Origin of the sequence: Micromonospora sp. DT178 (assembly GCF_049841695.1) — a bacterium.
In the GTDB taxonomy this organism is placed as follows: Bacteria; Actinomycetota; Actinomycetes; order Mycobacteriales; family Micromonosporaceae; genus Micromonospora.
In genome coordinates this window covers 1-24,165 of sequence record NZ_JBNCKV010000008.1, presented here as the reverse complement: position 1 = coordinate 24,165, position 24,165 = coordinate 1, and the positions used below count along the sequence as shown (strand labels likewise).

Below are 24,165 nucleotides of genomic sequence, written 5' to 3'. Positions count from 1 at the left end.
CATCCGTCGCCGCCGCGTCCGTCAGCGGCCCTTGACGACCTCGATCAGCTGGTCCAGCGCGGCGCTCCAGCCCTCGAGAAAGCCCATCTCCTCGTGCGACTTCTTCGCCGAGGCGTCGGCGTGGATCGCCGTGGCCGTGTACTTCGTGCCATTGCCGGTTGGCTCGAGCTTGATGATCGCGGTGAACGGGAAGCCGTCGCTGACCTGGGGGCGGAAGCCGGGGCCCAGCCCCGAGGTGAAGATCAGCGTCGATCCTTCCTCGACGAGGAGGATGCAGCCGGTGTTCGGGTACTCCTCGCCCTCGGGCGAGCGCATCACCGTGTTGAACCTGCCGCCGGGCTGGAGGTCGATCTCGCAGGACGAGGTCGACCAGGGCCGCGGGGCGAACCACTGCACGACCAGCTCGGGCGTGGTCCAGGCCTTCCAGACCAGCTCGGGCGCGACGTCGACGGTGCGCTCCAGGACGAGGTCGAGATTCGGGTTCACGCTCGGGTAGGCGGTCATGTCTGCTGCTCCTTCAGGTCGTGGAGAAAAGAGTCGAGCTGGTCGAGGCGCCGGGACCACGTCGCGCGCTGACCGGCGAGCCAGGTGTCGACGTGCTCGAGCGGCTGGGGGGCGAGCCGGTAGGTCCGCACCCGCCCCTTCTTCTCCGACGTCACCAGGCCGGAGCGCTCGAGGACGCCCAGGTGCTGGGTGAACGACGGCAGTGCCATGTCAAACGGACGAGCGAGCTCGCTGGTTGTCGCGGGCCCGCGGCCGAGGAGCTCGACGACCCGGCGGCGGGTCGGGTCCGACAGCGCGTGGAACACGCCGTCCAGGGTCCCGTCGTCCCTCCGGTCTCCGGCGCCCGATTGCTTAGGCATGAACCTAAGTATGCCCGCGCCCCATACTTAGGTCAAGCCCTAAGTGAAGCGGTCTGGTCCCGATCCGTCCGCGTCGGTCATGCTGGGGGGCATGACCGACGCCGGCGCCCCGGAACCACTCACCCTCAACGTGTACTGCCGGCTCACGGTGGCCGTGACCGATCCGCAGGTGCTCACCGACCACGCGGTGGCCGACCTGCGGGCCGCGGACATCGACTGGTCGGCGGAGGAGGACGACCTCGAAACGGCGGTGGCGGACCTGCGCAACGACGTCGTGGTGTCGCTGGCGTCGCTCGTGGACATCAGCCGGATGGTCGACGGACTGCCGGGCGTGGCGGCGAAGGGCGGGCTGTGCTGGGCCGAACCCGGCCCGCCCCGCGAGGCCGTCTGGCGCGCCGAGTAGGCCGTGTGTCGGTCCCGGACACTCCGGCGTCGCCCGAGGTGTCGACGGCACTCATGTCCACTGTGCCCGGCGTCACGTTAGCGTCTGCGCACGCCGGCACGACGCCCCCGCTGGCGGACAGGAGAGCGCCATGACCGCACCGCTGAAGGCCACCGCCGCCCTCGTCACCGCCCTGCTGCTCGTCCTCACCACCGCGGCCCCCGCCCAGGCCGCCACCCCGGCCACCAAGGCGCCGGTCGCCGGCACCCTGCGCGCCTACGACGTCTCCGGCGTGTACGTCGCCGGCGTCTCCTCCGGTGGCTACATGGCCACCCAGCTCCACGTCGCCTACTCGTCCCGGATCCGGGGCGCGGCGGTCTTCGCCGCGGGGCCGTACTACTGCGCGCAGAACAACGTCGCCCAGGCGCTCGACGGCTGCGGCGACAACGTGTACCCGACGAACGTCCCCGCCCTCCAGGCGTACACCCGGACGTGGGCCTCGTACGGCTGGGTCGACCCGGTGGGCAACCTGTCCGGCGATCCCGTGTACGTCTTCCACGGCAACGGCGACACCGTGGTCAGGAAGTCCGTGACCGACGACCTGGTCCGCTACTACCAGCACTTCGGTGCCAGCGTGCAGTACGACAGCGGCTCGCCGGCCGGCCACGCCTGGGTCACCCCGTACGGGACCCTCGGGTGCGCCGTCACCGCGTCGCCGTTCCTGGCCGACTGTGGCAGCGACCCGCAGAACGCCCTGCTGCGCAAGCTCCTCGGCAGCGTGCGGGCGCCGAACACCGGCCCGCTGGGCGGCAGCCTGATCCGGTTCAGCCAGCACACGTACGCGGTCAACGGCTGGGCACCCGGGCTGAGCATGGGGGCCGACGGGTTCGCCTACGTGCCGGCCTCCTGCGCCGCCGGACGGTCGTGCCGGCTGCTCGTGGCCCTGCACGGCTGCCTCCAGGGCCACGGCGCGGTCGGCACCGCCTTCGTGGACCGGGCGAACCTCAACCAGTACGCCGACACCAACGACCTGATCGTGCTGTACCCGCAGGCGAGCACCGCCGCCACGAACCCGAACGGCTGCTGGGACTGGTGGGGTTACCTCGGCGCGACCAACTACCCGATCAAGGGCGGCGCCCAGCTGGAGACGATCATGAACATGGTGCGCCGGCTGGACGGCTGAGCCGCGCGGGCGGGGCCCTCAACGGGGCCCCGCTCAGGCCGGCGCGTCGCTGCCCACCAGGCGGGCGTCGGCCGCGGCCTGACCGTCGACGTCTCCCGCCTCCTCGCAGACGCCCGCCGCGTCCGCCCAGTGCCGCCGGGCCTCGTCGGCGTCGTCGAGGGCCGCCGCGGCGTCGCCCAGGTGCAGCAGGGTCCGCCCCAGGCCGGCCGTCGGTCGCCCGTCGCGCAGCCGCAGGCTCTCCGCCAGCATCTCGTACGCCTGCCGGGCCTGGGCCGGCGTGGCGGCCAACAGCGCGGCCCCCGCGTTGAGCAGCGCGGCGGCCCGGTTGGTCGGATCGGCCACGGAGTCGTACTCGCGCAGCGCCGCCCGCCACGACTGCGCCGCGTCGAGGTGCTCGCCGAGCCCGGCGTGCACCAGCACCAGGTTGGTCAGCGCCGCCGCGTAGCCCCGGGCGTCGCCGAGCGCGCGGAAGGCGTTCGCCGCGCGGACCAGGTGGCGGTGCGCGACCTCCAGCTCCCCCCGGGCCAACCGGGCGGCGCCCAGGCCCAGATCGGTCAGCGCGTGCCCGGCCCGGTCCCCCGCGGAGCGGTGCCGCCGCGACAGCTCCAGGTGCTCCACCGCGTCGTCGAACTGCCCCAGGTCCAGCAGCACCAGGCCCAGGTTCATCCGCGCCTGCGCGGTGCCGCGCCGGCCCCGCTCCGCCACCGCCAGGCTGAGCGCCGTCGCCGCCCCCTGCGGGTCGTGCCGGCGGCGGCGCAGCACCCCCAGCTCGTTGTGCGCCCAGCCGGCGATCTCCGGCCGGTCGTCGGCCGTGGGCGTGGCGAGCACCGTGCGGCACACCTCCGCCCACTCGTCGAGCCGCTCGGCGTGGGCGAGCCAGCCGCACAGCGCCACCGCCAGGCGGAACCACCAGCGGCGTACCCGGCGCGGCAGGGTCTCCGCCGCGCCCGCCGGCACCCGGACCACGGCCAGCAGCAGCTCCTGGTGCAGGTCGAACCAGCCGTACGGGTCGTCGTCCAGCGCCAGCGTCGGCTCCCGGTCCGGCGGCGAGCCGACCACGGCGAGGCTCGCGGCGTGCCGCTCGGCCCGGCGGGCCAGGTGCCGGGTGAGCCGGGCCTGGGCGGCGACCCGCCGCCGCGCCGGCTCCGCGTCGCGCAGGTGCATCCGGGCGTACGGGGCCAGCAGCGGGCGCACCTCGTAGCGGTCGCCGGGCGCGCCGGTGACGAACCCGCCGGTGGCCAGCTCGTGCAGCAGGGCGGCCACCCGGTCCGGGCGACGACCGGCGAGCGCCGCGAGAGTCGGCCGGTCCAGCGGCACCGGGCTCAGCGACATCAGCCGCCACAGTCGCCCCGCCTCGCCGCCGAGCGCGTGGTACGCGGTGTCCCGCGCGGTCACCAGCAGGGTCGCCGGGGAGGCGGCGACGTGCTGGTGCGGGGGCGTGTCGACGGCGCGGCGCAGCGCGTCGAGCACGTCCGTGTGCCGCCACCCGTGCTGTGCCGTACGCCGGCCCAGCTCCGCGACCGTGCGGGGCTGCCGCCCGCAGAGTTCGACGAGGGCGCGTACCGCCGGGTCGGTGCGCGGGTCCGGGCGGTGCGGCCGGGCGACGGGCGCGGTGGCGCCCGCGGCGGCGAACAGCTCGACGGCGTCGTCGGCGTCCGGCTCGGCGAGCCCGTGCGCCACCACCCCGTCCAGCGCGGCCAGCGCTCCCGTGCCGGCCAGCAGCAGGCGGCACGTCCGCGCGGTCGGCGGCAGCAGCGGCCGGACCTGGGCCGGGTCGTCCACGTTGTCCAGCACCACGAGGATCGCCCGGCCGTCGAGCTGGCCGCTCAGCTCGTCGACGGCGTCGGCGAGGTCGTCGGCGCGCCCCGACGCCGGCGGCCGGGTGCCGAGGATCCGGGCCAGGGCGGTCAGCACCTGCCGGGCGTCGTGCCGCCGGCCGCCCCGGCGCAGGTCCAGGTAGTACTGGCCGTCGGGGAAGTCGTCCCGGCACAGGTTGGCGGCCTGGATCGCGCAGGCCGAGGTGCCGACGGCCCGCCGGCCGACCACCGCCACCGCGTGTTCCTTCTCCAACAGGCCGATGATCGCGTCGACGTGCCCGTCCCGCCCGGTGAACCCGGCCGGCCACGGCAGGGTGGGCGCGCCGGCGGCGGGTGTGGCCTCGCCGTCGTCCGGCGTCGCGGCCTGTTGCCGCTGGCGGCGCCACTCCACGATCATCGCGGCGGCGAGGCCGAGCACGATCACCCCGGCGCTGGCGGAGCCGAGCTGGGCGACGGAGAGCTCGGAGAGCAGGTTGCCGGTGACGTTGCCGAGCACCGCGCTGACCGTGCCGCCGACCACGCCGCCGATCGCGAGCAGCAGGCTCAGCCGCCGGGGCCGCCGCGAGCGGCGGGCCGGCCCCGGCGGCGTCACCGCACGCCCCCGGCGACCAGGCCGGCGACGAGCTGGCGGCGGGCCAGCACCACCAGCAGCACCGGCAGGATGGAGGCGATGACCGAGCCGGCGGCCAGCGCCCCGCTGTTGGCCGCGAAGCCCCGGGTCTGGCCGGCGAGGAACAGCCCCAGCGGCAGCGCGCCCGACCCGCTGAACAGCAGACCCACCACCAGGTCGTTCCACACCTGCACGAACTCCAGCACCGCGACCGCCACCACGGCCGGGCGGTTGTGCCGGGCGAGCAGCCGCAGGGTGCCCCACCAGTGCCGCCCGCCCACCCGGGCCGCCCGCACCTGCTCGGCGGGCAGGTCCGCGAACGCGTTGCGCAGCACCAGCACGGCGAACGGCACGCCCAGCGCGACGTGCACCAGCGCCAGGCCGCGCGCCGTGCCCGAGGAGAGCACCACGCCGAGCACCTCGTTGACCGGCCCGGCGATCACCTGCACCGGCACGATGCTGGCGGCCATCAGCAGCAGCCCGGTGGCCTGGGCGGGTGGCCCGCTCAACCAGGCCAGCGGGTACGCGGCGAGCAGCGCGACGCCCAGCACCACGGCGGTGACCACGGTCGCCAGCACCAGCGTGAAGCCCAGCGTGCGCCACAGCTCGGTGCCGGTCAGCAGGTCCCGGTAGGAGTCGAGGCCGGGCGGGCCCCACCACCAGCCCCGGGCCGCCGCGTCCACCGCGCCGTGCAGCGAGGTGGCGAGCAGCACCCCGAGCGGCACCAGCCAGGCGAGCGCCGCGCCCGCCACCAGCAGCCGGATCGTCCGGCGCGGCGCCGGCGCCACCGGCTCGGGCGCGACGGGCACCGGGTCCCGGGGCGGCGGCCACGCCTGCCGCACGAACAGCGCCGCGACCAGCATGCCGGCGGCCACCGCCACCAGCCAGACCACGCCGAGCGCGGCGCCCTCGCCGGTGGTGGCGCCGTTGGAGGTCTGCCAGACCCGCAGCGCGAGCACCGACGCCTCGTCGCGTACCGAGCCGGGCGTCATGACCAGGATCAGGTCGAACGTCCTGGCGGTGCCGAGCGCCGCCAGGGTGAACACCACCGCCACGGTGCGCAGCAGCAGTGGCCGCCACTGCGCGTCCCAGAGCACGTCGCGGCGGTTGCCGCCGTAGGCGCGCACCGCGTCGGCGAGGCTGGGCGGCACCGCGTCGAGGGCGGCCCGGAACACCAGCACGGCCAGCCCGACCCACGCCCACACGAACGCCGACATCAGCGCCACCGTGACCAGGCGGGGGCCGAGCAGTTGCGGGGCGTCGGCCGCCGAGCGGCCGGTCAGCGTCGCGGCGACCAGGGTGGCCAGCCCGCGTTCCGGGTCCGGGTCGTACATCAGCCGGAAGGTGACCCCGGTGACCACCAGCGGCAGCGCGGTGGGCACCACCAGGATGAGGCGGACCAGCCCGCCCTCCTGCGAGCGACGCGAGGCGGCGGCGAGCAGGTATCCCAGCACGGTGACCACCGCCGGCACCAGCAGCGCCCAGAGCAGCGTGCGTCCCACCACGGCGCCGGTGCCGGGCGCGGACAGCGCGGTGCGGAAGTGCTCCGCGCCCACCCACCGGCCGTCGGTGGTGACGCTGGCGTGCAGCGTACGCAGCACCGGCCACGCCACCAGCCCGCCGAGCAGCAGCAGGGCGGGCAGCAGCAGCGCCGAGGTGGCCCCCGCCGCCGGGTAGGCGCGCCCGCGCCGGGGCGGCCCGACGTCGTCGAGGACCGCCAGCTCGCCCAGGACCCGGCTCACCGGCCGCCGCCCGCCGCCCGGGCCGCCGCCGCCAGTTGCCCGACGGCCCGGCTGGTCGCCCTGCCGGCGGGGACCCCGTCGGTGACGTCGGCGAAGAAGTCCTGCATGATCCGCCACATGCCCACCCCGTCGGAGCCGGTGAACGGGCCCGGCAGCCGGTCGGAGAGGTCGAAGCGCACCGCCTCGGCCGTGCGGAGCTCGGCGGCGAGGCGGCGGCGGACGGGGTCGCGGTAGTCGTCCAGCGGCACGGACACGTTGGGGGAGAGGTAGCCGCCGGCGCGCAGCCACGGCTGGAACGCGGAGCCGTCGCTGAGCCAGCGCACCAGCTCCGCCCCGCGGGCCGAGCCGGCGAACGCCACGGCGGCGTCACCGCCGACGATCAGCGGTCTGTCGGCCACCCGGGCGCCGGGGAAGCGGAAGGTCTCCGGCTGCTCCGGGCCCCGGCGGAACCGGCGGCTGACGTCGTCGACGAAGTCGGCCTCGAAGAGCATCGTCGCCCGCCGGTGGTGCACCACCTGGATCACCGACTCCTCGTACTGGGTGAGCAGGGCCCGGCGGCCGCCGCCGGGGAACGCGCCGTCGACGCCCCACAGCTCGGCGAGCCGGTCCAGCGCCGTGTGCACCGAAGGGCTCCGCCAGTCGGCCTCGCCGCGCGCCAGCGCCTCGTAGTAGCCGGGCGGGGCCACGTCGGCGAGCACGTTCTCGAACCAGTCGGTGAGCACCCAGCCGTCGGCCGCGCCGATGGCCAGCGGTGCCGGGCCGTCGCCCGACCGGGCCCGCGCGCCGAGCCGCCGGGTGAGCGTCACGAGCTGGTCCCAGGTGCGCGGGGGCGCGGGGAGCATCGACGGGAAGTACCAGAACAGCGACTTGTGGGCCGCCTTGACCCAGACGCCGTAGTGGCGCCCGTCGGCGGAGAGCAGGTCGGCCATGCCGGGCGGGAGGGCGTAGCTGGTGGCGGGGGTCAGCTCGCGCAGCCAGCCGCGCCGGGCGTACTCGACGACCAGCCCCGACCGGGGCAGGATCGCCACGTCGGGGCTGGTGCCGGCCAGCTGGCGGGCGCGCAGGAACGCGTCGATGTCGTTGCCGGCGCTGATCACCTGCACGTCGGCGCCGTAGTTGCCCACGACCTCGCGGAAACGGGCCAGCTCGCCGCCGCTCCACACGACCGCGACCTGGACCGCCGGCGGCGTGGTGGCGCAGCCCGCGACGGCGGTCGCGCCGGCCGCGGCGGCGGCCCGCAGCAGGGTACGGCGGCTCAACCACGCCGCCGGCGCGGCCCGGCCCACCGGCGTCACCCGCCCACCTCGGCGGCGACCGGCACGTCGGCCAGCGCGCCCGGGTCGGCCGTGCACACCAGCACCGCGACCCCCGGGGTGTCCGGCGGGGAGAGCCGGCCGACCAGGTCGGTCAGCCGCCCACCGCCGGCCGGCCCGGTCGGCAGGTCGATCACCAGCACCTCGGGCAGGCAGACCACCGCCCGGGCGAGCGCCACCCGGAACCGCTGCGCGTCCGACAGCAGGTGCGGTCGCAGCCCCAGCGTCGGGGCCAGCTCCAGCCGGTCGACCACCGTCGCCGTCCACGCGTCGGCCATCTCCCGCACCCGTTCCCGCCGGCGCTGGCCGTAGGCGATGTTGCGGCGCACGGTCAGGTGGGGCAGCAGCGCGCCGCCGGCCGGCACGTAGGCGATGCGGCGGTGCGGCGGCGGCAGGGCGGTCACCTCCCGGTCGCCGACCAGGACCCGGCCGGCGACCGGCGCGGCCAGCCCGCTGACCACCCGGGCGACGGCCGTGCCGACGGGCGGGGCGGCGACCAGGGCGGCCGTGGCGCCGGCGGCGATGTCGAGGGTCACCGCGGCGGCGCCAGGCACGGCGACGAGCTCGCACAGTCGTAACGTGGCCATCACCTCCGGTGACCGGGGCAGTCGGTCCCAGGGTCGCACAACCGGGCGACGACCCGCGCCCCCGTCACCGTCGCCTGTGGAACGGCGGCGTGGGGTCCCGGGTCGGGACCGCCCCACCGGGCGCGGCGGCCGGTCGGTGCTGGCGGCGCCGCGCCGCGTCGCATCGCGCCGGCGCGACCGCCGTCCGGTCAGCCGGACTGGCGGGGCGGCAGCCCGAGTCGCTCGCACGCCTCCCGGTACATCCGCACCACCTCCTGCCGGATCTGGGCGCGTTCGGTCAGCCGGTGGGCGAACGGCACCCGCACCGGGACCTCGATGTCGTCCACGGTCACGGCGAACTCCATCCCCTCGGCGTCCAGCCCGGTGGCGCGGGCCCGGGTGGCCGCCGGCTGCCCGCCGAGCGTGCGGCAGATGAGCACCGAGTCCCCGGCGTGGTCGTCGTTCATGTGCCGGCAGACGGCGGCGACCACGTCGGCGCCGAACGGGGCGCTCACGCCGCCGCCTCCGCGTCCGTGGCCGGCACGAGGTGCGACAGGGCGGCGAGGACCTCGGTGTTGTGCCGGTACGCCACGAGCACCTCGGCCCGCAGCGCGGCCCGGCCCTCCTCGTCGAGCGGGAGGGCGTCGAGCCTGGCCCGGTAGGCGTCCTTGTACGCCTTCGGGCTGGGGATCCGGTCGAACCGGTAGAACGCCGCCCCGGCGTCCCCGGTCAGCCCGTAGTGGCGGGCGAGCGACCGTCCGATGTGCAGGCCGCCGGAGAGGTCGCCGAGGTAGCGGGTGTAGTGGTGCGCGACGAACCGTTCCGGCGAGCCGGCACAGACCGCGCCGAGGCGCCCGGCGTAGGCGACCGTCGCCGGGGTCGGGTCGATCCGTCGGCGCCAGTCGGGACCGAGCAGGAACTCCAGGTCCGCGGCGAGGGCGGGCAGCCGGGTCAGCGCGTCGTCGACGAACGGGCCGGCGAGCGGGTCGTGGCGCATCGCCTCGGCGGCGCCCTCCAGTGCCTCGTAGATCACGTGGTGCTGCACCACCAGCGCGGTGTAGCCGGCGCGGTCCAGGTCGCCGGCGACCAGGGCGGAGACGTACCGCTGGGACTCGGCGCCCTGGTGGGCCTCCTGGCTGGCGGCCCGCAGTTCGGCCGAGAACGGGGTGCTGGTCGGGCTCATGTCTCCTCCAGGGTGACGCAAGGCCGGGTGGGTCGCCGTCGGGGAACGATCAAACGTTAGCCGGGTACGTGGTGGGGCACGACCGCGCCGTCGAGGCGACGCCGTGCGGTTGCCGTCCGCCGCTACCGTCCTGGCCGTGTGGAGATGGTGGCGCATCGATCCCCTGGGCGCGCGGCAGGTGTTGAGTGGTTTCCTGCTCGCCGTCGCTTCCACCATGGCGGTCGTCGTCCTGGCTCCGCTGGCGACGAGCCGGCTCGACGTCCGTGACGCCTTCGGCCTCGCCGGCGTGGTGGCCCTCCTCGCGCTGTGGATAACGCTGGTCGCCCGGTACTTCCTGGTCGGTGTGTACGTCAACGACAGTGGCCTGCGGTTGCGCTACACCTTCTCCACCCGGACCCTGCCGTGGTCGCGGGTGACCGGCTTCGTCGTGCGGCCCGCCGAGCTCCTCGGGGAGCCGACCGTCCGGGACGCCTGCTGGGTGCGCACGGCCGACGGCGCGGTCGAGACGCCGGTGCAGCGGCGGTCCCGGACGGCGGGCTGGCGCAAGAACATCGGCCCGGTGCTGCGTACGGAGGACTTCGACCGGATGGTCGCCCGGCTCGACGCCGAGCTGGCCGCCGCCCGCCGCGGTCAGGCCGGCGGGGGAGCGGTGCTGCGGTAGATCGCCGCCAGCCACACGTCGCGCAGCACGTCGACCACGTCGCGCTCGGCCACCGCCGGCCCGTCGCCGGCGAAGGTGGCGTACCAGACGCGCTCGTTCATCGAGTTGAGCGCGATGGCGAGGTCGCGGGCCGGGACGCCGTCGGGGGCCGCCCCGCGCCGCCGCTCGGCCACGATGGCGGTCTCGATCGCGTGCACCCAGCGCTCCAGCACCCTCGCCCAGAGCCGGCGCACCTCGGCGTTGGTGCCGCGCACCTGGGCACAGGCCAGCACCACCGCGCGGTGCGCGCCGAACGTCTCGTGGAACCGGTCGATCAGCTCCCGCCAGCGCGCCGGCGGGTCCTCGGCCAGCCGCTCCAGCACGTCCCCGGCGGCGGCGTCGGCCTCCTCGATGACCCGGTCCAGCAGCGTCAGCAGCACCGCGTCCTTGGACGGGAAGTAGAAGTAGAAGGTGGGCCGGGAGATGCCGGCCCCGCGCGCCAGGTCGTCGATCGAGATGTCGGCGAAGGCCCGCTGCCCCAGCAGCCGCTCGGCGGTCGCCAGGATGGCCAGCTCCCGCTCGTCGCCGACGGAGCGCGCCGCACGCCGTCCGCGCCCGGTCGCGCTGCCGGTGGCCGTACGGGCGGGTGTCATGCCCGGTGACTCTACACCGGATCAACACCGTGTCGATCGAACTCGACAGGGTGTTGACGAGCCTCGACAGCCGTGGCTAGTGTCCGGTGTCTCACCCGCGGACGGGAGACGAGATGGCCACCGACCACGTCGACGTGCTCATCGTCGGGGCCGGCCTGTCCGGCGTCGGCGCCGCCTGCCACCTGCGCCGCCACTGCCCCGAGAAGACGTACGCGGTGCTGGAGTCCCGCGACGCGATCGGCGGCACCTGGGACCTGTTCCGCTATCCCGGCGTCCGGTCGGACTCCGACATGTTCACCCTCGGCTACTCCTTCAAGCCGTGGACCGACCCGAAGGCCATCGCCGACGGCGACTCGATCCGCGAATACGTCCGCCGCACCGCCGACGAGTACGGCGTCACCGACCACATCCGCTTCCGGCACCGGGTGCTCCGGGCCGACTGGGACAGCGCGAGCGCCCGCTGGACGGTGCACGCCCACCGCGACGACACCGGCGAGACGGTCGCGCTGACCTGCTCCTTCCTGTTCACCTGCGCGGGCTACTACCGCTACGACGCCGGCTACACGCCCCACTTCCCGGGCGCCGACCGGTTCGCCGGGCGGATCGTGCACCCGCAGCACTGGCCGCAGGACCTCGACCACACCGGCAAGCGGGTGGTGGTGATCGGCAGCGGAGCCACCGCCGTGACCCTGGTGCCGGCGATGGCCGAGCGCGCCGCCCACGTGACCATGCTCCAGCGCTCACCCACGTACGTCATCGCGCTGCCCTCGCGCGACGTGCTGGCCGACGCGCTGCGGCGCTGGCTGCCGGCGAAGGCCGCGTATCCGGTGGTGCGCTGGAAGAACGTCCTGCTCTCCACCGCCAACTTCCAGCTCAGCCGGCGCGCCCCCGCCCTGGTCAGGAAGCTGCTGCTGCGCGCCGCCCAGGGCCGGCTGCCGGCCGGCTACGACGTCGACCGGCACTTCTCGCCCCGCTACGACCCCTGGGACCAGCGGCTGTGCGTGGTGCCCGACGGCGACCTGTTCACCGCGCTGGCGCGGGGGAGGGCGTCGGTGGTCACCGACACCATCGACACCTTCACCGAGCGGGGCGTCCGGCTCGCCTCCGGTGAGGAGTTGGCCGCGGACGTCGTCGTCACGGCCACCGGGCTCAACCTGCTGGCCCTCGGCGGCATGACGCTGACCGTGGACGGCGCCGAGGTGGAGTTGCCCGGCACCGTCGCCTACAAGGGGATGATGCTCTCCGGGGTGCCGAACTTCGCGATGACCCTCGGCTACACCAACGCCTCGTGGACGCTGAAGGCCGACCTGGTCGCCACCTACGTCTGCCGGCTGCTGCGGCACCTGGACCGCACCGGCCAGCAGGTCGTCACCCCGCTGCCGCCGCCCGACGGCGAGCTGGAGCCGATCATCGACCTTACGGCCGGCTACGTGCTGCGCAGCGTCGACGCCCTGCCCAAGCAGGGCGCCCGGGCGCCGTGGCGGCTGCACCAGAACTATCCCCGGGACGTCCTGCTGATGCGGCACGGCCGGCTCACCGACCCCGGCGTGCGGTTCTCCCGCGCCGGCACAGCGGAAAGGAGGACCATCCGTGCGTAGGTTCGTCTTCACCGGCGGCACGGCCGTGGTGACCGGCGCCGCCAGCGGGATCGGGGAGGCCCTCGTGCACGGGCTGGCCCGCCGGGGCAGCGACCTGGTGCTGGTCGACCGCGACGCCGGGCGCCTCGACGCCGTCGTTGCGGCGGTCCGCGCCGCGCACCCCGACCGGCAGCTCACCGCCTACGTGGTCGACCTGGCCGACGCCGCCGCCACCGCGCGGGTGGCCGAGGAGATCCGGCGGCGGCACCCGGTGCTGCGGCTGCTGGTCAACAACGCGGGGGTGGCGCTGGGCGGCCGGTTCGACCAGGTGAGCCTGGACGAGTTCAGCTGGGTCGTCGACGTCAACTTCCGGGCCGTGGCGCAGCTGACCCACGCGCTGCTGCCGACCCTGCGGGTCGAGCCGGGCGCGCACCTGGTCAACGTCTCCAGCCTCTTCGGGATCATTGCCCCGGCCGGGCAGACCGCCTACTCGGCCAGCAAGTTCGCCGTCCGCGGCTTCACCGAGGCGCTACGCCAGGAGCTGGCCGGCGACGGGATCGGGGTGACCTGCGTGCACCCGGGCGGCATCCGCACCCGGATCGCGCAGAACGCCCGGGTGGGCAGCGGCGTGCCCGCCGCGGAGTTCGAGACCGGCCGCCGGCAGTTCGAGAAGCTGCTGACCATCGACCCCGCGAGGGCCGCCGAGGTGATCCTGCGCGGCGTGCACCGCCGCCGGGGCCGGGTGCTGATCGGCTGGTCGGCGAAGCTGCCCGACCTGCTGGCCCGGGTGGCGCCGGTGTCGTACCAGCGGGTCGTGGCCTTCGCGCTCGACCGCGTCGGGGGCGAGTCCACGCGCCGGCTCACCACCGGGTCGTCCGTCCCGGCGCAGCGGCAGCCCGAGGCGGCCCCGGCGGCCGACCCGACCGGGGAGCCGGCGTGAGCGCCCCGGCCGGACGCCGGCACGTGAGCGTGGACGGCCGCCGGGTGTGCCACCGCGTCGACGGCGACGGGCCGCCGGTGCTGCTGCTGCACGGCATCGGCCGCACCCTGCGCGACTTCACCGAGCTGCACGAGCTGCTCGCCGAGCGGTTCCGGGTGCACAGCGTCGACCTGCCCGGCTACGGCGGCTCGCTGCCGATGGCCCGCCCCTGCACCCTGCCGGCGCTGGGTGAGTTCGCCGCCCACTACCTCGACGCCGTCGGCGTCGACCGGCCGGCGCACGTGGTCGGCAACTCCCTCGGCGGCGCGGTCGCCATGCGCCTCGCGGCGTCCGACCCGGCCCGGGTGGCCAGCCTGACGCTGGTCAACAGCGCCGGCTTCGGCCGGGAGGTGACCATCGCGCTGCGGCTGCTGGCGCTGCGTCCGCTGGGCCGGCTGCTGCTGCGACCCACCCGGTGGGCGGCCCGCCGCGCCGAGCGGTCCCTCTTCCACGACCCGGCCTTCGCCACCGCCGAACGCGTCGCCCACGCCCTGGCGGTCGCCCGCCAGCCGTACGCCGCCCGGGTGATGCTGGAGACCGCGCGCAGCCTCGGCACCTTCCGCGGGGTGAGCCCGCAGTGGCGCGAGGAGCTGCTGGCCGAGGTGGAGCGGCTCGACGTCCCCACCCTGGTCGTCTGGGGCGACCGGGACCTGATCCTGCCGGCGGCGCACCTCGACGCCGCCCGGTCCCGGCTGCCGGGCGCCCGCACCCACCTGTTCGCCGACTGCGGGCACATGCCGCAGATCGAGTGCGCCGAGGAGTTCCACCGCCTGCTCGTCGGCTTCTGGGCCGAGGCCGGTGCGGGCGCCGCCGCCCCGCCCGAGGACGCCGCCGCCGGCGATCCCGGCGACCGGCCGGCGGTCGCCGGAACCGGCTGACCGACGCCGGCGTCCCGGCAATGCACGGCCGGTCGCCGGCGTCCCGGCAATGCACGGTCGGTCGGCGGCGCCCGGGCGTCGGCAGGTGAGGGGGCGGCGGGACGGGGAAAGCGGGCCGGGTGCCCGAGCTGACGCTGTTCCTCGGCGGCGACGTGATGACCGGCCGGGGCGTGGACGCGATCCTGCCCACGCCCGGCCCGCCCGAGCTGCGGGAACCGGCGGTACGCGACGCCCGCGACTACGTCGACCTGGCCCGGGCCGCCAGCGGGCCGGTCCCGCGGCCGGCGCCGCCGGCCTGGCCGTGGGGAGAGGCGCTCCACCTACTCGACGAGCTGCGGCCCGACGCGCGCGTGGTCAACCTGGAGACCGCGGTGACCGGCCGTGGCGGGCACGCCCCGGCCAAGGCGATCCACTACCGGATGCACCCGGGGAACCTGGACTGCCTCGCCGCGGCCCGGCTCGACGTCTGCGCCCTGGCCAACAACCACAGCCTCGACTTCGGCCCGGTCGGGCTCACCGACACCCTCGACGCGCTGGCCGACGCCGGCATCGCCACCGCCGGCGCCGGCCGGGACGCGACGTCGGCCTGGCGACCCGCCCGGGTGCCGCTCGGCCCGGGCGGCCGGCTGCTCGTCTGGTCGGTGGCCGCCCCGTCCAGCGGGGTGCCCCCGACCTGGGCGGCCACCGCCGGGGCGCCCGGGGTGGCGTACCTGCCGGAGGTCTCGGTCGCCTCGGCGGACGCGCTGGCCGGACGGATCGCCGCCGTGGCCGGGCCGGGGGACCGGGTGCTGGTCTCCGTGCACTGGGGCACCAACTGGGGGTACGAGGTGCCGCCCGCGCACGTCGACTTCGCCCACCGGCTGGTCGACGCCGGCGTGGACGTGGTGCACGGCCACTCGTCGCACCATCCCCGGCCCGTCGAGGTGTACCGCGACCGGCTGGTCCTCTACGGCTGCGGCGACCTCGTCGACGACTACGAGGGCATCGGCGGGCGGGAGGCGTACCGGCCGGAGCTGCGGCTGCTCTGGCTGCCGACCCTCGACGCGGCCACCGGGGCGCTGCGGCGGCTGCGGGCGGCCCCGGTGCGGATGCGCCGGATGCGGCTGGAGCGGGCCGCGCCCGACGAGGCGCGCTGGCTGGCCGGGCTGCTCGGCGGCTTCGGCCCACCGTTCGCGCGCGGGTTCGCCGTCGACGACGACGGGCTGCTGACGCTGCACCCGCGCTGACGGTGGCCCGCACCACCCCCGGCGGGGGCGCGGGGCGCGCCGAGGAGGCGGAGCCCCACCATAGATACATGACGCATCCCTCCCCGCCGGGCCGGACGGCCGCGCCCTCGGCCGCCGAACGCGCCTACCGGCACCTCAAGCGCGAGATCCTGGAGCAGATCCACCCGGGCGGGTCGCTGGTCAGCGAGGGGGAGATCGCCGAGGCCACCGGGGTCTCTCGCACCCCGGTCCGGGAGGCGCTGCTGCGCCTGGAGGCGGAGGGACTGGTCCGGCTCTATCCCAAGCGGGGCGCCCTGATCCGCCCGGTCTCCGCCCGCGAGATCACCGACGTGATCGAGGCTCGGCGGCTGGTCGAGCTGCACGCCGCCGAGCGGGTCTGGCCCCGGCGCGCGGCGCTGCGGGGCGACCTCGCCGCCCGGCTGGCCGACATGCGCGACGCGCACGCCGCCGGTGACCTGGCCGCGCTGATGCAGGCCGACCGGGCGTTCCACGCCACCGTCGTGGACGCCGCCGGCAACGAGATCCTCGCCGAGCTGTACCAGCGGCTGCGCGACCGGCAACTGCGGATGGGGGAGGCCAGCTTCCGGCTCTCGCCCGGCTGGGCCGAGACGGCACTCACCGAGCACGCCGACCAGCTCGCCGCGCTCGACTCCGACGACCCCGGGCGCTGGCTCGCCGCCGTCGCCGCGCACATCGACAACGCCGCGGCCGTGCTGCGGGCCCTGCGGTGAGGGTGCTGACCGCGCGGGTCGCCCCGCTCCGGTCGGCGGGCGGCCTCGTCTGGGGCGTGGCCGTGGCCGCGTACGTGGCCGCCGTGTTCCACCGCAGCTCGCTCGGCGTCACCGGCGTCGACGCGGCGCACCGCTTCGAGGTCAGCGCCTCGGCGCTGGCCACCTTCTCCGTCGCCCAGCTCGCCGTGTACGCGGCGATGCAGGTCCCGGTCGGCGTGCTGCTCGACCGGTTCGGGTCCCGCCGGCTGCTCATCGCCGGCGGCGCGCTGATGGTCGCCGGCCAGCTCTGCTTCGCCCTCGCCACCGACGTGCCCCTGGCGATCGCCGCCCGCGTGCTGATCGGGCTCGGCGACGCGATGACGTTCATCAGCGTGCTGCGCATCGTGGCGCTGTGGTTCCCGGGGCGGCGCTACCCGATGATGACCCAGCTCACCGGCACGCTCGGCCAGCTCGGGGCGATCCTCGGCGCCGTACCGCTGGTGTTCCTGCTGCACTCGGCGGGCTGGACCCCCGCCTTCCTCACCGCCGGGGCGGTCGGGGCGACCGTGCTGCTGATGGTCGTCGTCGCCGTCCGGGACACCCCGGGCGGGCCGGTCCCGGCCGGCGCGGGGCCCACCCTCACCGACGTCCGCCGGGAACTCGCCGCCGCCTGGGCCCAGCCGGGCACCCGGCTGGGGCTCTGGACGCACTTCGTCACCCAGTTCTCCGGCGCCGTGTTCGCCCTGCTCTGGGGGTACCCGTTCCTGGTGCAGGGGCAGGGGCTCAGCCCGACCACGGCGGCGTCGCTGCTCACCCTGATGACCGCCGCCATGCTGCTGACCGGGCCGGTGGTCGCGCACCTCTGCGCCCGGCACCCGTTCCACCGCTCGGTGCTGGTCTTCGCGATCACCGGCGCCACCGCCGCGGTCTGGGCCGTCGTGCTCGCCTGGCCGGGACGCGCGCCGGGCTGGCTGCTGGTCACCCTGGTGCTGGTGCTCGCGGTCAACGGCCCGGCTTCCCTCATCGGCTTCGACTACGCGCGCAGCTTCAACCCGGTCAACCGGATCGGCAGCGCCACCGGGGTCGTCAACGTCGGCGGCTTCGTCGCCTCGATCGTGCTGGTGCTGGCCGTCGGCGTGGTGCTCGACCTGGCGACCCCGGCCGGTCGGGCCACCCCGGACCTGGCCGCCTTCCGGTGGGCCTTCGCCGTGCAGTACGTCCTCTGGGCGCTCGGCGCGGTCCAGGTGCTGCGCTACCGCAACGCGGCCCGCCGCGAACTCGCCGCTGCCCCTTCCTGACGGCGCGCGCGGGACCTCAGCGGCGCCGGCGGCCGTGGGTGAGGTCGTCCAGCACCAGGGTCAGGCCGGCCCCGAGCAGCCAGACGTCCTTGGCCAGGCCGATGCCCTGCTGGGTGGGCCGGAGGCTGCCCGGCTCGCGCATGCCCGGGGTCCTCAGGTAGAGCTGGACCAGCCCCGCGCCGAACGCGGCCAGCCCCAGGCCGGCCAGCGCCGACGGCACGAACGGCGCGAGCAGCGCGGCGCCCAGGGCGATCTCGGCCCGGGAGAGCAGCCGGGCGAACCGGTCCGGGTCGAGCCTGCCGAGTTGCGGGACGGCGCCGACGGCCATCCCGTGCACACCCTGCGCGGCCTCCCCCTCCAGCGACCGCTTGCCCATCCCCGAGTTGAGGACGAACGCGCCGATGCTGACCCGCAGCGGCAGATGGCTGACCCTCATGGCGTACTCCCGTCCGACTGTCGAACCGTGCCCCCGCCTACCCCTCGCCGCCCGCGATAACCGCCCGGCGGCCCCGGTCGTCCGCGACGATCGGGGGTAGTTTCGGCCCGAGGGACGTGATCGAGGTGCCGCGTCAGCGCACCGACGGACGGCGGCGCGACGCGTCGTCGTGGAGCAGGAGGAAGCGTGAGCCAGGAGGTCAGGGGAGTCATCTCCCGCAGCAAGGGCGCGCCGGTCGAGGTGACCACGATCGTGCTGCCCGACCCGGGGCCGGGCGAGGCGATCGTGCGGATCCAGTCCTGCGGGGTCTGCCACACCGACCTGCACTACCGGGAGGGCGGCATCAACGACGACTACCCGTTCCTGCTGGGCCACGAGGCCGCCGGCGTCGTCGAGCAGGTCGGGCCGGGCGTCGACGGCGTCGCGCCGGGCGACTTCGTGGTGCTCAACTGGCGGGCCGTCTGCGGGGTGTGCCGGGCCTGCCGCCGGGGCCGCCCGTGGTACTGCTTCGCCACCCACAACGCGGCGCAGAAGATGACCCTCACCGACGGCACCGCGCTCACGCCCGCGCTGGGCATCGGTGCCTTCGCGGAGAAGACCCTGGTCCACGCCGGTCAGTGCACCAAGGTCGACCCGGCGGCCCGGCCCGCCGCCGTCGGTCTGCTCGGCTGCGGCGTGATGGCCGGTCTCGGCGCCGCCATGAACACCGGCGGGGTCACCCGGGGCGACTCGGTGGCCGTCATCGGCTGCGGCGGCGTCGGGGACGCGGCGGTAGCCGGCGCCGCGCTGGCCGGCGCGACGACGATCGTCGCGGTGGACACCGACCCCCGCAAGCTCGACTGGGCCCGCAAGTTCGGCGCCACCCACACCGTGAACGCCCGCGACGACGACCCGGTCGAGGCGATCCGCGCCGCCACCGGCGGCTTCGGCGCCGACGTGGTGATCGACGCGGTCGGCCGCCCCGAGACCTGGAAGCAGGCCTTCTACGCCCGTGACCTGGCCGGCACCGTCGTGCTGGTCGGCGTGCCGACCCCGGAGATGACCGTCGACCTGCCGTTGCTCGACGTCTTCGGCCGCGGCGGCGCGCTCAAGTCGAGCTGGTATGGCGACTGCCTGCCCAGCCGGGACTTCCCCGTGCTCACCGAGCTCTACCTGCAGGGCCGGCTCGACCTGGACGCCTTCGTCACCGAGGAGATCGCCCTGGACCAGGTCGAGGAGGCGTTCGCCCGGATGCACCGCGGCGACGTGCTGCGCTCGGTGGTGGTCCTCTGATGGCGGCCCGCGTCGACCACGCCGTCACCTCCGGCACCTTCTCCCTCGACGGTCAGACCTTCGACGTGGACAACAACGTGTGGGTGGTCGGGGACGACACCGAGTGCGTCGTCGTCGACGCCCCACACGACGTCGACGCGATCCTGGCCGCCGTCGGCGACCGACGGGTCCGGGCGATCCTCGCCACCCACGCGCACGACGACCACGTCCGGGTGGCCCCGGCGCTGGCCCGGGCCAGCGGCGCCCCGGTGCTGCTGCACCCCGCCGACCGGGTGCTGTGGGACATGGTGCACCCCGACGAGGCGCCGGGCGGGGACCTGCGCGACGGGCAGACCGTCGAGGTGGCCGGCACCGCGCTGACCGTGCTGCACACACCGGGCCACAGCCCTGGCGCGTGCAGCTTCCACGCGCCGCAGCTCGGCGTCGTGTTCACCGGCGACACGCTCTTCGCCGGCGGGCCGGGGGCGACGGGACGCTCGTACAGCGACTTCGGCACGATCGTCGCCTCGATCCGGGACCGGCTGCTCACCCTCCCGGCGGAGACGGTCGTGCACACCGGGCACGGGGAGAGCACCACCATCGGCGCGGAGGCTCCCCACCTCGACGAGTGGCTGGCCCGCGGGCACTGACCCAGGGCGGCCGCCGGGCGGTCTCGGGCAGCCGCTCAGCGACTGTCCGGGACGGCCTCGCGGCGGTCGTGCGCGCCGGTCACGGGGAGTCGCTGCCGGTCGGCGGGACCGACGTCACGCCGGACGGCGCACGTACATCCGGACGGTCGTCCCGGCGGCGGTGGTGTGCACGCGGACCAGGTCGCACAGCGCCTGCACGATCACCAGCCCCCGGCCGCCGATGCCGTCCGCGGCCGGGGTCAGCCGCCCGGCCAGCGGGTCGGACAGCCAGCCGTCGTCGCGGATCTCGCAGACCAGGTGCTCGGCGGTGCGCCACACGCGCAGCACGCCGGTGCCGCCGGCGTGCGCGACGCTGTTCGTCGCCAGCTCGGTCACCGCGATCTGCAGGTCGGCCAGCCGGTCCTCGTCCAGCCCGACGGCCTCGCCGTGCCCGGCCACGAACCGGCGCACGGTGGACAGCGTGTCGAACTCGTAGACCAGCGCCGAAACCGGCTCCGTCGGGCTCGGCAGGGGCTTGTTGTGGCGGGCGACCACGTCCGCCGGGGCGTACTCCCCGCTCGGCCGTCGCCCGGCGTCGTCGACGAGGATCGGGTGCGTGGCGTACGCGTCGGCCAGCACGTCGGCGTCGAGCCCGGCGACGTCGTACGGGCAGAGAATGGTCGCCTCGCGGCCGGCGAACGCCGCGTTGATCAGCGCCTCGTGCTGGGCGCACGCCGGATACTCGGTGTCGCTGCGCCCGGCCCAGATCGGCTCGCCGATGATCCGCACGCGGCGGCCGGCGTGCTGCTCGATGAACGCCTGCAACACCCAGGGGATGATCCGGCCCGGGTTCCGGCCGGCCTCTGACATGTCCGCCCAGTGCACCGAGTCCGTGGGCCCGACGGCGGCGCGGACCAGCCGCAGGTTGGCGCCGGGCATCGCGACCAGCACCGGTTCCCCGGCGGCGAGCCCGTCGGTGACGAACGGCACCGTGCCCGCGAGCAGACCCTCCGGGTCGTGGTAGAAGAGCCCCTCGTGCACGAAGGCGCCCGCCGCCTCCGGGTCCCACACCCCGGTCATGCCGGCTGTCCCAGGCTGGGGGCGAACCGGGTCTCGCGCAACCGCCGGTCGTAGCGGCACAGCGCGGCCACCCGGCGGGGCACCTGCTCGACCACCGCACCACCAGTCATCCGTCGGCTTCCAGTTCGCGTTCCCACTGTAATGGCCGGTCCCGGTGCCGGCCCACCGGGTGAAACGTCGGCGCCGCTCTGCCGCCCATCCGGCCGGCACGGGCCGGGCACCGCCCGCCCACAGGCGTGATCCGGGTCGCGCCCGAGGCGCGCCTCGACGCCCCGGCCGGCCTCCGGACCACCCTCCTCGAGGAGTCGCGCGGCGACCCGAAAACGGGGTGCGTCCCCGCCCGCTCGTGAGGGAGATTCGTCGGCGTGCGCCCCACCACGGAACCGGCAGCCACGCACGCGGCGCCGGCACTCACCCCCGCCCAACGCGCCGCCCTCGCGCACGTACGCGAGGCGGCGCTGCGCGAACGTCCCGCCGCCCTGGCCGCCATCGCCCGCGCGCTCGCCGGCTCGGGCGTCACCCACGGGCCGGAGCGCCTGATCGCGGCGGTCGGCGGGAACGGGCGGCTCACCCTGAACTTCCACCCCGACCGGCTGCTCGCCGACGGGCGTACGGTCGCCGACGCCCTCGCGGCCGAGGGCGTCTACCGCAGCCAGTTCGAGACCGGCATCTCCAACGGCGGCCTGTTCGCCTACCCCGGGGGCGACCGGGACCGCTGGGAGGAGACGCTCTTCGGCGGCGCCTACCAGACGGCCGGCGTACGCCCCGCCGACCGGCCTAAGTACGGCGGACTGAACCTGCTCGACCATCCGGACGGCGCGTGCCCCCGGTTCGGCTCCTGCCACCTGCGGCTTCGCCCGCAGGTGCTGGCGCGGACCACGTTCTGCTTCGGCGACAGCCACCTCGGACCCCGTGACCTGGGCACCGTGGACGTCTTCGAACCGGTGCTGGCGGCCCTGCTGGCCGCGACCGACAGCACCGGGATCAGCCTCGGCGTGCCGGGCGACGTGGTGACCCTGACCCGGGCGCTGCTGCGCCGGCGCGAGGACGCCGTGTGGGCCCCCGGCGCGGCCGGTCGCGCGCTCGACGACTACATCGAGGCACAGGTCCACGGCGAGCTGAGCCTCGCCCGGGACGTGGAGGCGATGGTGGTCGACCCGTCGTTCCGGGGCACCGAAGCCGGGGCGACACTCGCCGCGATCGCCCGGCGGCACGGCTTCGCCCTGCGCTGGCACGCCGGGTTCGCGCTGCCCGTCGACCGGATCGACGCCGAGTTCCGGGGGCCGGCCATCCCGCCGTTGGCCGCCCGGGTGCACGCCGAGTTCGCCCGGCCGGGCGAACCGGTCGACGCCGCCCTGATCGGCCGCGCGGCGGCCTCGCTGGTCACGGAGCCGTCCCGCTGGGCCGACCGTGGGCCGACGGAGGTCACCCGCCAACACCTCAAGCAGCTCTGGCACGTCCTCGTCCGCTTCGGTGCCCCGCACGCCGCCCGGGACGACCGGGCCCCGCGGCCCGCGGGCCCGTAGGGGAGCGCGGGCGGGTCGGTGAGCCGTCCGGCCCGCGGGCCCGAAAGGGGTGCGCGGGTGGGTCGGTGAGTCGTCCGGACGCGACCGGCGGACCGTGCCGGCCGTCCGGTTCCGGCGGCAGATTCCGGGACGCGACCGCCTGTGCCCGCCCGTCCCGAGCGCCGAGTGACCCGTGTCGCAGCCGACCGACACCGGTTCATATCTGGAATGCCCGACAGGCCAGGCTGGTTGTGTCCCCCGTACCGCCGGAACCGAAACCCCGTCCGGCGCGGAAGTTTCCCCCGAAGGAGTGCTCATCCAGGGAGCGCTTCGCCTGACCGAAAGGGCAACCATCGTGAAGTACGACTTCACTCGATGGCTCCCGGCCATCGCGAAGGACTCGAAGGACTCGAACCGCAAGATCGCGCTGAGCGTGGTGGGTGTCGCCGCCCTCGGTGGCCTCGCCTTCGGGCCGACGGCAGTGGCCGCCCCTATCACCACCACGCCCCACGAGGGTGCCGTGGCGGCGATCGAGCAGGCCACCGGCAAGGGCAGGCCGGGCGCGGCCGAGGAGTCGGCCCTGACCACCGGCGGTACCACCACCAAGCCGTCCGCCGACAAGCCCAGCCGCGAGGAGCTCATTCCGCACGGCGTGCAGGGCGCCCAGTCGCGCATCCCGCTCGACGACGCGCAGCTCGCCAACGCCAAGGCCATCATCGAGGAGGCCAAGGAGACCGGCGTGGGTGAGCGGGGCGCCGTCATCGGGATCGCCACCTCGCTACAGGAGTCGAAGCTCTACAACCTCGGCCACCTGGGCGCGTACAACGACCACGACTCGCAGGGCCTGTTCCAGCAGCGTCCGTCGTCGGGTTGGGGCTCGCCGGACCAGATCACCGACCCCGAGTACGCCTCGCAGGCGTTCTTCCGCGCGCTCAAGAACGTGGGCGGCTGGCAGGACCTGCCGCTGACCTCCGCCGCGCAGACCGTGCAGGTCTCGGCCTACCCCTTCGCGTACGCGCAGTGGGAGGAGCAGGCGGCGGACATCGTCTCCCAGCTCTGGTGACAACACCGCGACACCGGCCGGTCCCCGCATCGGGGGCCGGCCGGTCCCGTCCCGACCGACGCGACCCGCATCCGACCCGATGTCCGCTTGGTGGGCACCCGGACCCGCCCCTTCCCGCCCTCCCCGACCCGCCCCCTCCCGCCCTCCCGACCCGTTCTCGGCGATCATGAGGTTGGCGGCAGCCAGGTAGATCGAGATCGCCGCCAACCTCATGATCGTCGGCCTTCAGGGACGGTGGAGAGCGATCTTGGCAAGAAGGTGCCCCTCCGGGGGCCGCCGTCTACCAAGATCTCCGCGGCTCACCGATGAGTCGTTTGCGTGAGGTGTCCGGGTTGGGGGTGGCTGTCCAAGAGGGCGGGCTGGCTTGTGTCCCGTCAGGTCATCCGGTGACGGGTGTCCGGTTTCGGGGATGTGATCGGGGGCATCGTGGGGGCGGAATCGTGGCGGGGGTGGGGTCGTTACACCCTGCGTACGGCCGAGCAAGGCAAGGCCGCGCCGCCCGATGGGATGGTGTGGCGGGGCCCGGAATGATGGCGGGCCGGCGGTCGTTACACATGGTCCGGCCGACGTGAGGGCATCCC

24 protein-coding genes are annotated in these 24,165 nt (G+C 75.5%); 13 read left to right on the top strand and 11 right to left on the bottom strand.

Features of this window, described 5'->3' with window-relative positions:
• Positions 1-21 precede the first annotated feature (21 nt).
• On the bottom strand, positions 22-504 hold the full coding sequence (locus ACLQ22_RS16590) for an SRPBCC family protein (protein ID WP_425693084.1): 483 nt from the start codon (positions 502-504) through the stop codon (positions 22-24).
• On the bottom strand, positions 501-809 hold the full coding sequence (locus ACLQ22_RS16585; protein WP_199729471.1) for an ArsR/SmtB family transcription factor: 309 nt from the start codon (positions 807-809) through the stop codon (positions 501-503). The genes ACLQ22_RS16590 and ACLQ22_RS16585 overlap by 4 nt, the downstream gene beginning before the upstream one ends.
• Positions 810-954: 145 nt before the next feature.
• Between ACLQ22_RS16585 and ACLQ22_RS16580 the strand changes: the two genes are divergently transcribed.
• A complete protein-coding gene (locus ACLQ22_RS16580) occupies positions 955-1,266 on the top strand; it encodes a hypothetical protein (RefSeq protein ID WP_425693083.1) in 312 nt (103 codons plus the stop codon).
• A 130-nt stretch (positions 1,267-1,396) separates the two neighbouring features.
• On the top strand, positions 1,397-2,428 hold the full coding sequence (locus ACLQ22_RS16575) for an extracellular catalytic domain type 2 short-chain-length polyhydroxyalkanoate depolymerase (RefSeq protein WP_425693082.1): 1,032 nt from the start codon (positions 1,397-1,399) through the stop codon (positions 2,426-2,428).
• 33 nt (positions 2,429-2,461) lie between these two features.
• On the opposite strand, the gene ACLQ22_RS16570 is transcribed toward ACLQ22_RS16575, so the two are convergent.
• From ACLQ22_RS16570 to ACLQ22_RS16545, 6 genes are all read right to left on the bottom strand, one after another.
• Complete coding sequence (locus ACLQ22_RS16570; protein WP_425693081.1) at positions 2,462-4,837, bottom strand: hypothetical protein; 2,376 nt, start codon at positions 4,835-4,837, stop codon at positions 2,462-2,464.
• Positions 4,834-6,597, bottom strand: a complete 1,764-nt coding sequence (locus tag ACLQ22_RS16565; protein WP_425693080.1) for an ABC transporter permease subunit — start codon at positions 6,595-6,597, stop codon at positions 4,834-4,836. The genes ACLQ22_RS16570 and ACLQ22_RS16565 overlap by 4 nt, the downstream gene beginning before the upstream one ends.
• A complete protein-coding gene (locus tag ACLQ22_RS16560; RefSeq protein ID WP_425693079.1) occupies positions 6,594-7,892 on the bottom strand; it encodes an extracellular solute-binding protein in 1,299 nt (432 codons plus the stop codon). The genes ACLQ22_RS16565 and ACLQ22_RS16560 overlap by 4 nt, the downstream gene beginning before the upstream one ends.
• Positions 7,889-8,497 (bottom strand): ATP-binding cassette domain-containing protein, encoded by a 609-nt coding sequence (locus tag ACLQ22_RS16555; RefSeq protein ID WP_425693078.1) that lies wholly within the window; start codon positions 8,495-8,497, stop codon positions 7,889-7,891. The genes ACLQ22_RS16560 and ACLQ22_RS16555 overlap by 4 nt, the downstream gene beginning before the upstream one ends.
• Before the next feature lie 188 nt (positions 8,498-8,685).
• Entirely contained in the window at positions 8,686-8,991 is a 306-nt protein-coding gene (locus ACLQ22_RS16550; RefSeq protein ID WP_425693077.1) for a DUF2470 domain-containing protein, read from the bottom strand.
• A complete protein-coding gene (locus tag ACLQ22_RS16545; protein WP_425693076.1) occupies positions 8,988-9,659 on the bottom strand; it encodes a heme oxygenase (biliverdin-producing) in 672 nt (223 codons plus the stop codon). Before ACLQ22_RS16545 ends, ACLQ22_RS16550 begins: the two co-directional genes overlap by 4 nt.
• Positions 9,660-9,795: 136 nt before the next feature.
• Here ACLQ22_RS16545 and ACLQ22_RS16540 point away from each other — a divergent pair, with 136 nt between their 5' ends.
• Complete coding sequence (locus ACLQ22_RS16540; RefSeq protein WP_425693075.1) at positions 9,796-10,320, top strand: PH domain-containing protein; 525 nt, start codon at positions 9,796-9,798, stop codon at positions 10,318-10,320.
• Here the strand turns inward: ACLQ22_RS16540 and ACLQ22_RS16535 are convergent.
• Positions 10,290-10,952 carry a TetR/AcrR family transcriptional regulator gene (locus tag ACLQ22_RS16535; RefSeq protein ID WP_366644068.1) on the bottom strand — a complete coding sequence of 221 codons (663 nt, stop codon included), beginning with the start codon at positions 10,950-10,952 and terminating at the stop codon, positions 10,290-10,292. The genes ACLQ22_RS16540 and ACLQ22_RS16535 overlap by 31 nt on opposite strands.
• Positions 10,953-11,065: 113 nt before the next feature.
• Here ACLQ22_RS16535 and ACLQ22_RS16530 point away from each other — a divergent pair, with 113 nt between their 5' ends.
• From ACLQ22_RS16530 to ACLQ22_RS16505, 6 genes are all read left to right on the top strand, one after another.
• Entirely contained in the window at positions 11,066-12,550 is a 1,485-nt protein-coding gene (locus ACLQ22_RS16530; RefSeq protein ID WP_425693074.1) for a flavin-containing monooxygenase, read from the top strand.
• Positions 12,543-13,469 carry an SDR family NAD(P)-dependent oxidoreductase gene (locus tag ACLQ22_RS16525; protein WP_425693073.1) on the top strand — a complete coding sequence of 309 codons (927 nt, stop codon included), beginning with the start codon at positions 12,543-12,545 and terminating at the stop codon, positions 13,467-13,469. The genes ACLQ22_RS16530 and ACLQ22_RS16525 overlap by 8 nt, the downstream gene beginning before the upstream one ends.
• Complete coding sequence (locus ACLQ22_RS16520) at positions 13,466-14,386, top strand: alpha/beta fold hydrolase (RefSeq protein ID WP_425693072.1); 921 nt, start codon at positions 13,466-13,468, stop codon at positions 14,384-14,386. The genes ACLQ22_RS16525 and ACLQ22_RS16520 overlap by 4 nt, the downstream gene beginning before the upstream one ends.
• Positions 14,387-14,505: 119 nt before the next feature.
• Positions 14,506-15,612 carry a CapA family protein gene (locus ACLQ22_RS16515; protein WP_425693071.1) on the top strand — a complete coding sequence of 369 codons (1,107 nt, stop codon included), beginning with the start codon at positions 14,506-14,508 and terminating at the stop codon, positions 15,610-15,612.
• A 68-nt stretch (positions 15,613-15,680) separates the two neighbouring features.
• Entirely contained in the window at positions 15,681-16,343 is a 663-nt protein-coding gene (locus ACLQ22_RS16510) for a GntR family transcriptional regulator (protein WP_425693070.1), read from the top strand.
• Complete coding sequence (locus tag ACLQ22_RS16505) at positions 16,340-17,620, top strand: MFS transporter (protein WP_425693069.1); 1,281 nt, start codon at positions 16,340-16,342, stop codon at positions 17,618-17,620. The genes ACLQ22_RS16510 and ACLQ22_RS16505 overlap by 4 nt, the downstream gene beginning before the upstream one ends.
• Positions 17,621-17,636: 16 nt before the next feature.
• On the opposite strand, the gene ACLQ22_RS16500 is transcribed toward ACLQ22_RS16505, so the two are convergent.
• Positions 17,637-18,056, bottom strand: a complete 420-nt coding sequence (locus ACLQ22_RS16500) for a hypothetical protein (RefSeq protein ID WP_425693068.1) — start codon at positions 18,054-18,056, stop codon at positions 17,637-17,639.
• A 186-nt stretch (positions 18,057-18,242) separates the two neighbouring features.
• Here ACLQ22_RS16500 and ACLQ22_RS16495 point away from each other — a divergent pair, with 186 nt between their 5' ends.
• Both ACLQ22_RS16495 and ACLQ22_RS16490 read left to right on the top strand, forming a co-directional pair.
• A complete protein-coding gene (locus ACLQ22_RS16495) occupies positions 18,243-19,328 on the top strand; it encodes an S-(hydroxymethyl)mycothiol dehydrogenase (RefSeq protein WP_425693067.1) in 1,086 nt (361 codons plus the stop codon).
• Complete coding sequence (locus tag ACLQ22_RS16490; protein WP_425693066.1) at positions 19,328-19,957, top strand: MBL fold metallo-hydrolase; 630 nt, start codon at positions 19,328-19,330, stop codon at positions 19,955-19,957. The genes ACLQ22_RS16495 and ACLQ22_RS16490 overlap by 1 nt, the downstream gene beginning before the upstream one ends.
• 114 nt (positions 19,958-20,071) lie before the next feature.
• On the opposite strand, the gene ACLQ22_RS16485 is transcribed toward ACLQ22_RS16490, so the two are convergent.
• Positions 20,072-21,016 (bottom strand): anti-sigma factor RsbA family regulatory protein, encoded by a 945-nt coding sequence (locus tag ACLQ22_RS16485; RefSeq protein WP_425693065.1) that lies wholly within the window; start codon positions 21,014-21,016, stop codon positions 20,072-20,074.
• A 365-nt stretch (positions 21,017-21,381) separates the two neighbouring features.
• On the opposite strand from ACLQ22_RS16485, the gene ACLQ22_RS16480 reads away from it, so the two are divergent.
• Together ACLQ22_RS16480 and ACLQ22_RS16475 are read left to right on the top strand one after the other, a co-directional pair.
• Entirely contained in the window at positions 21,382-22,542 is a 1,161-nt protein-coding gene (locus ACLQ22_RS16480; RefSeq protein ID WP_425693064.1) for a DUF3626 domain-containing protein, read from the top strand.
• Positions 22,543-22,876: 334 nt separating this feature from the next.
• Entirely contained in the window at positions 22,877-23,584 is a 708-nt protein-coding gene (locus tag ACLQ22_RS16475) for a hypothetical protein (RefSeq protein ID WP_425693063.1), read from the top strand.
• The last annotated feature ends 581 nt before the right edge of the window (positions 23,585-24,165 follow it).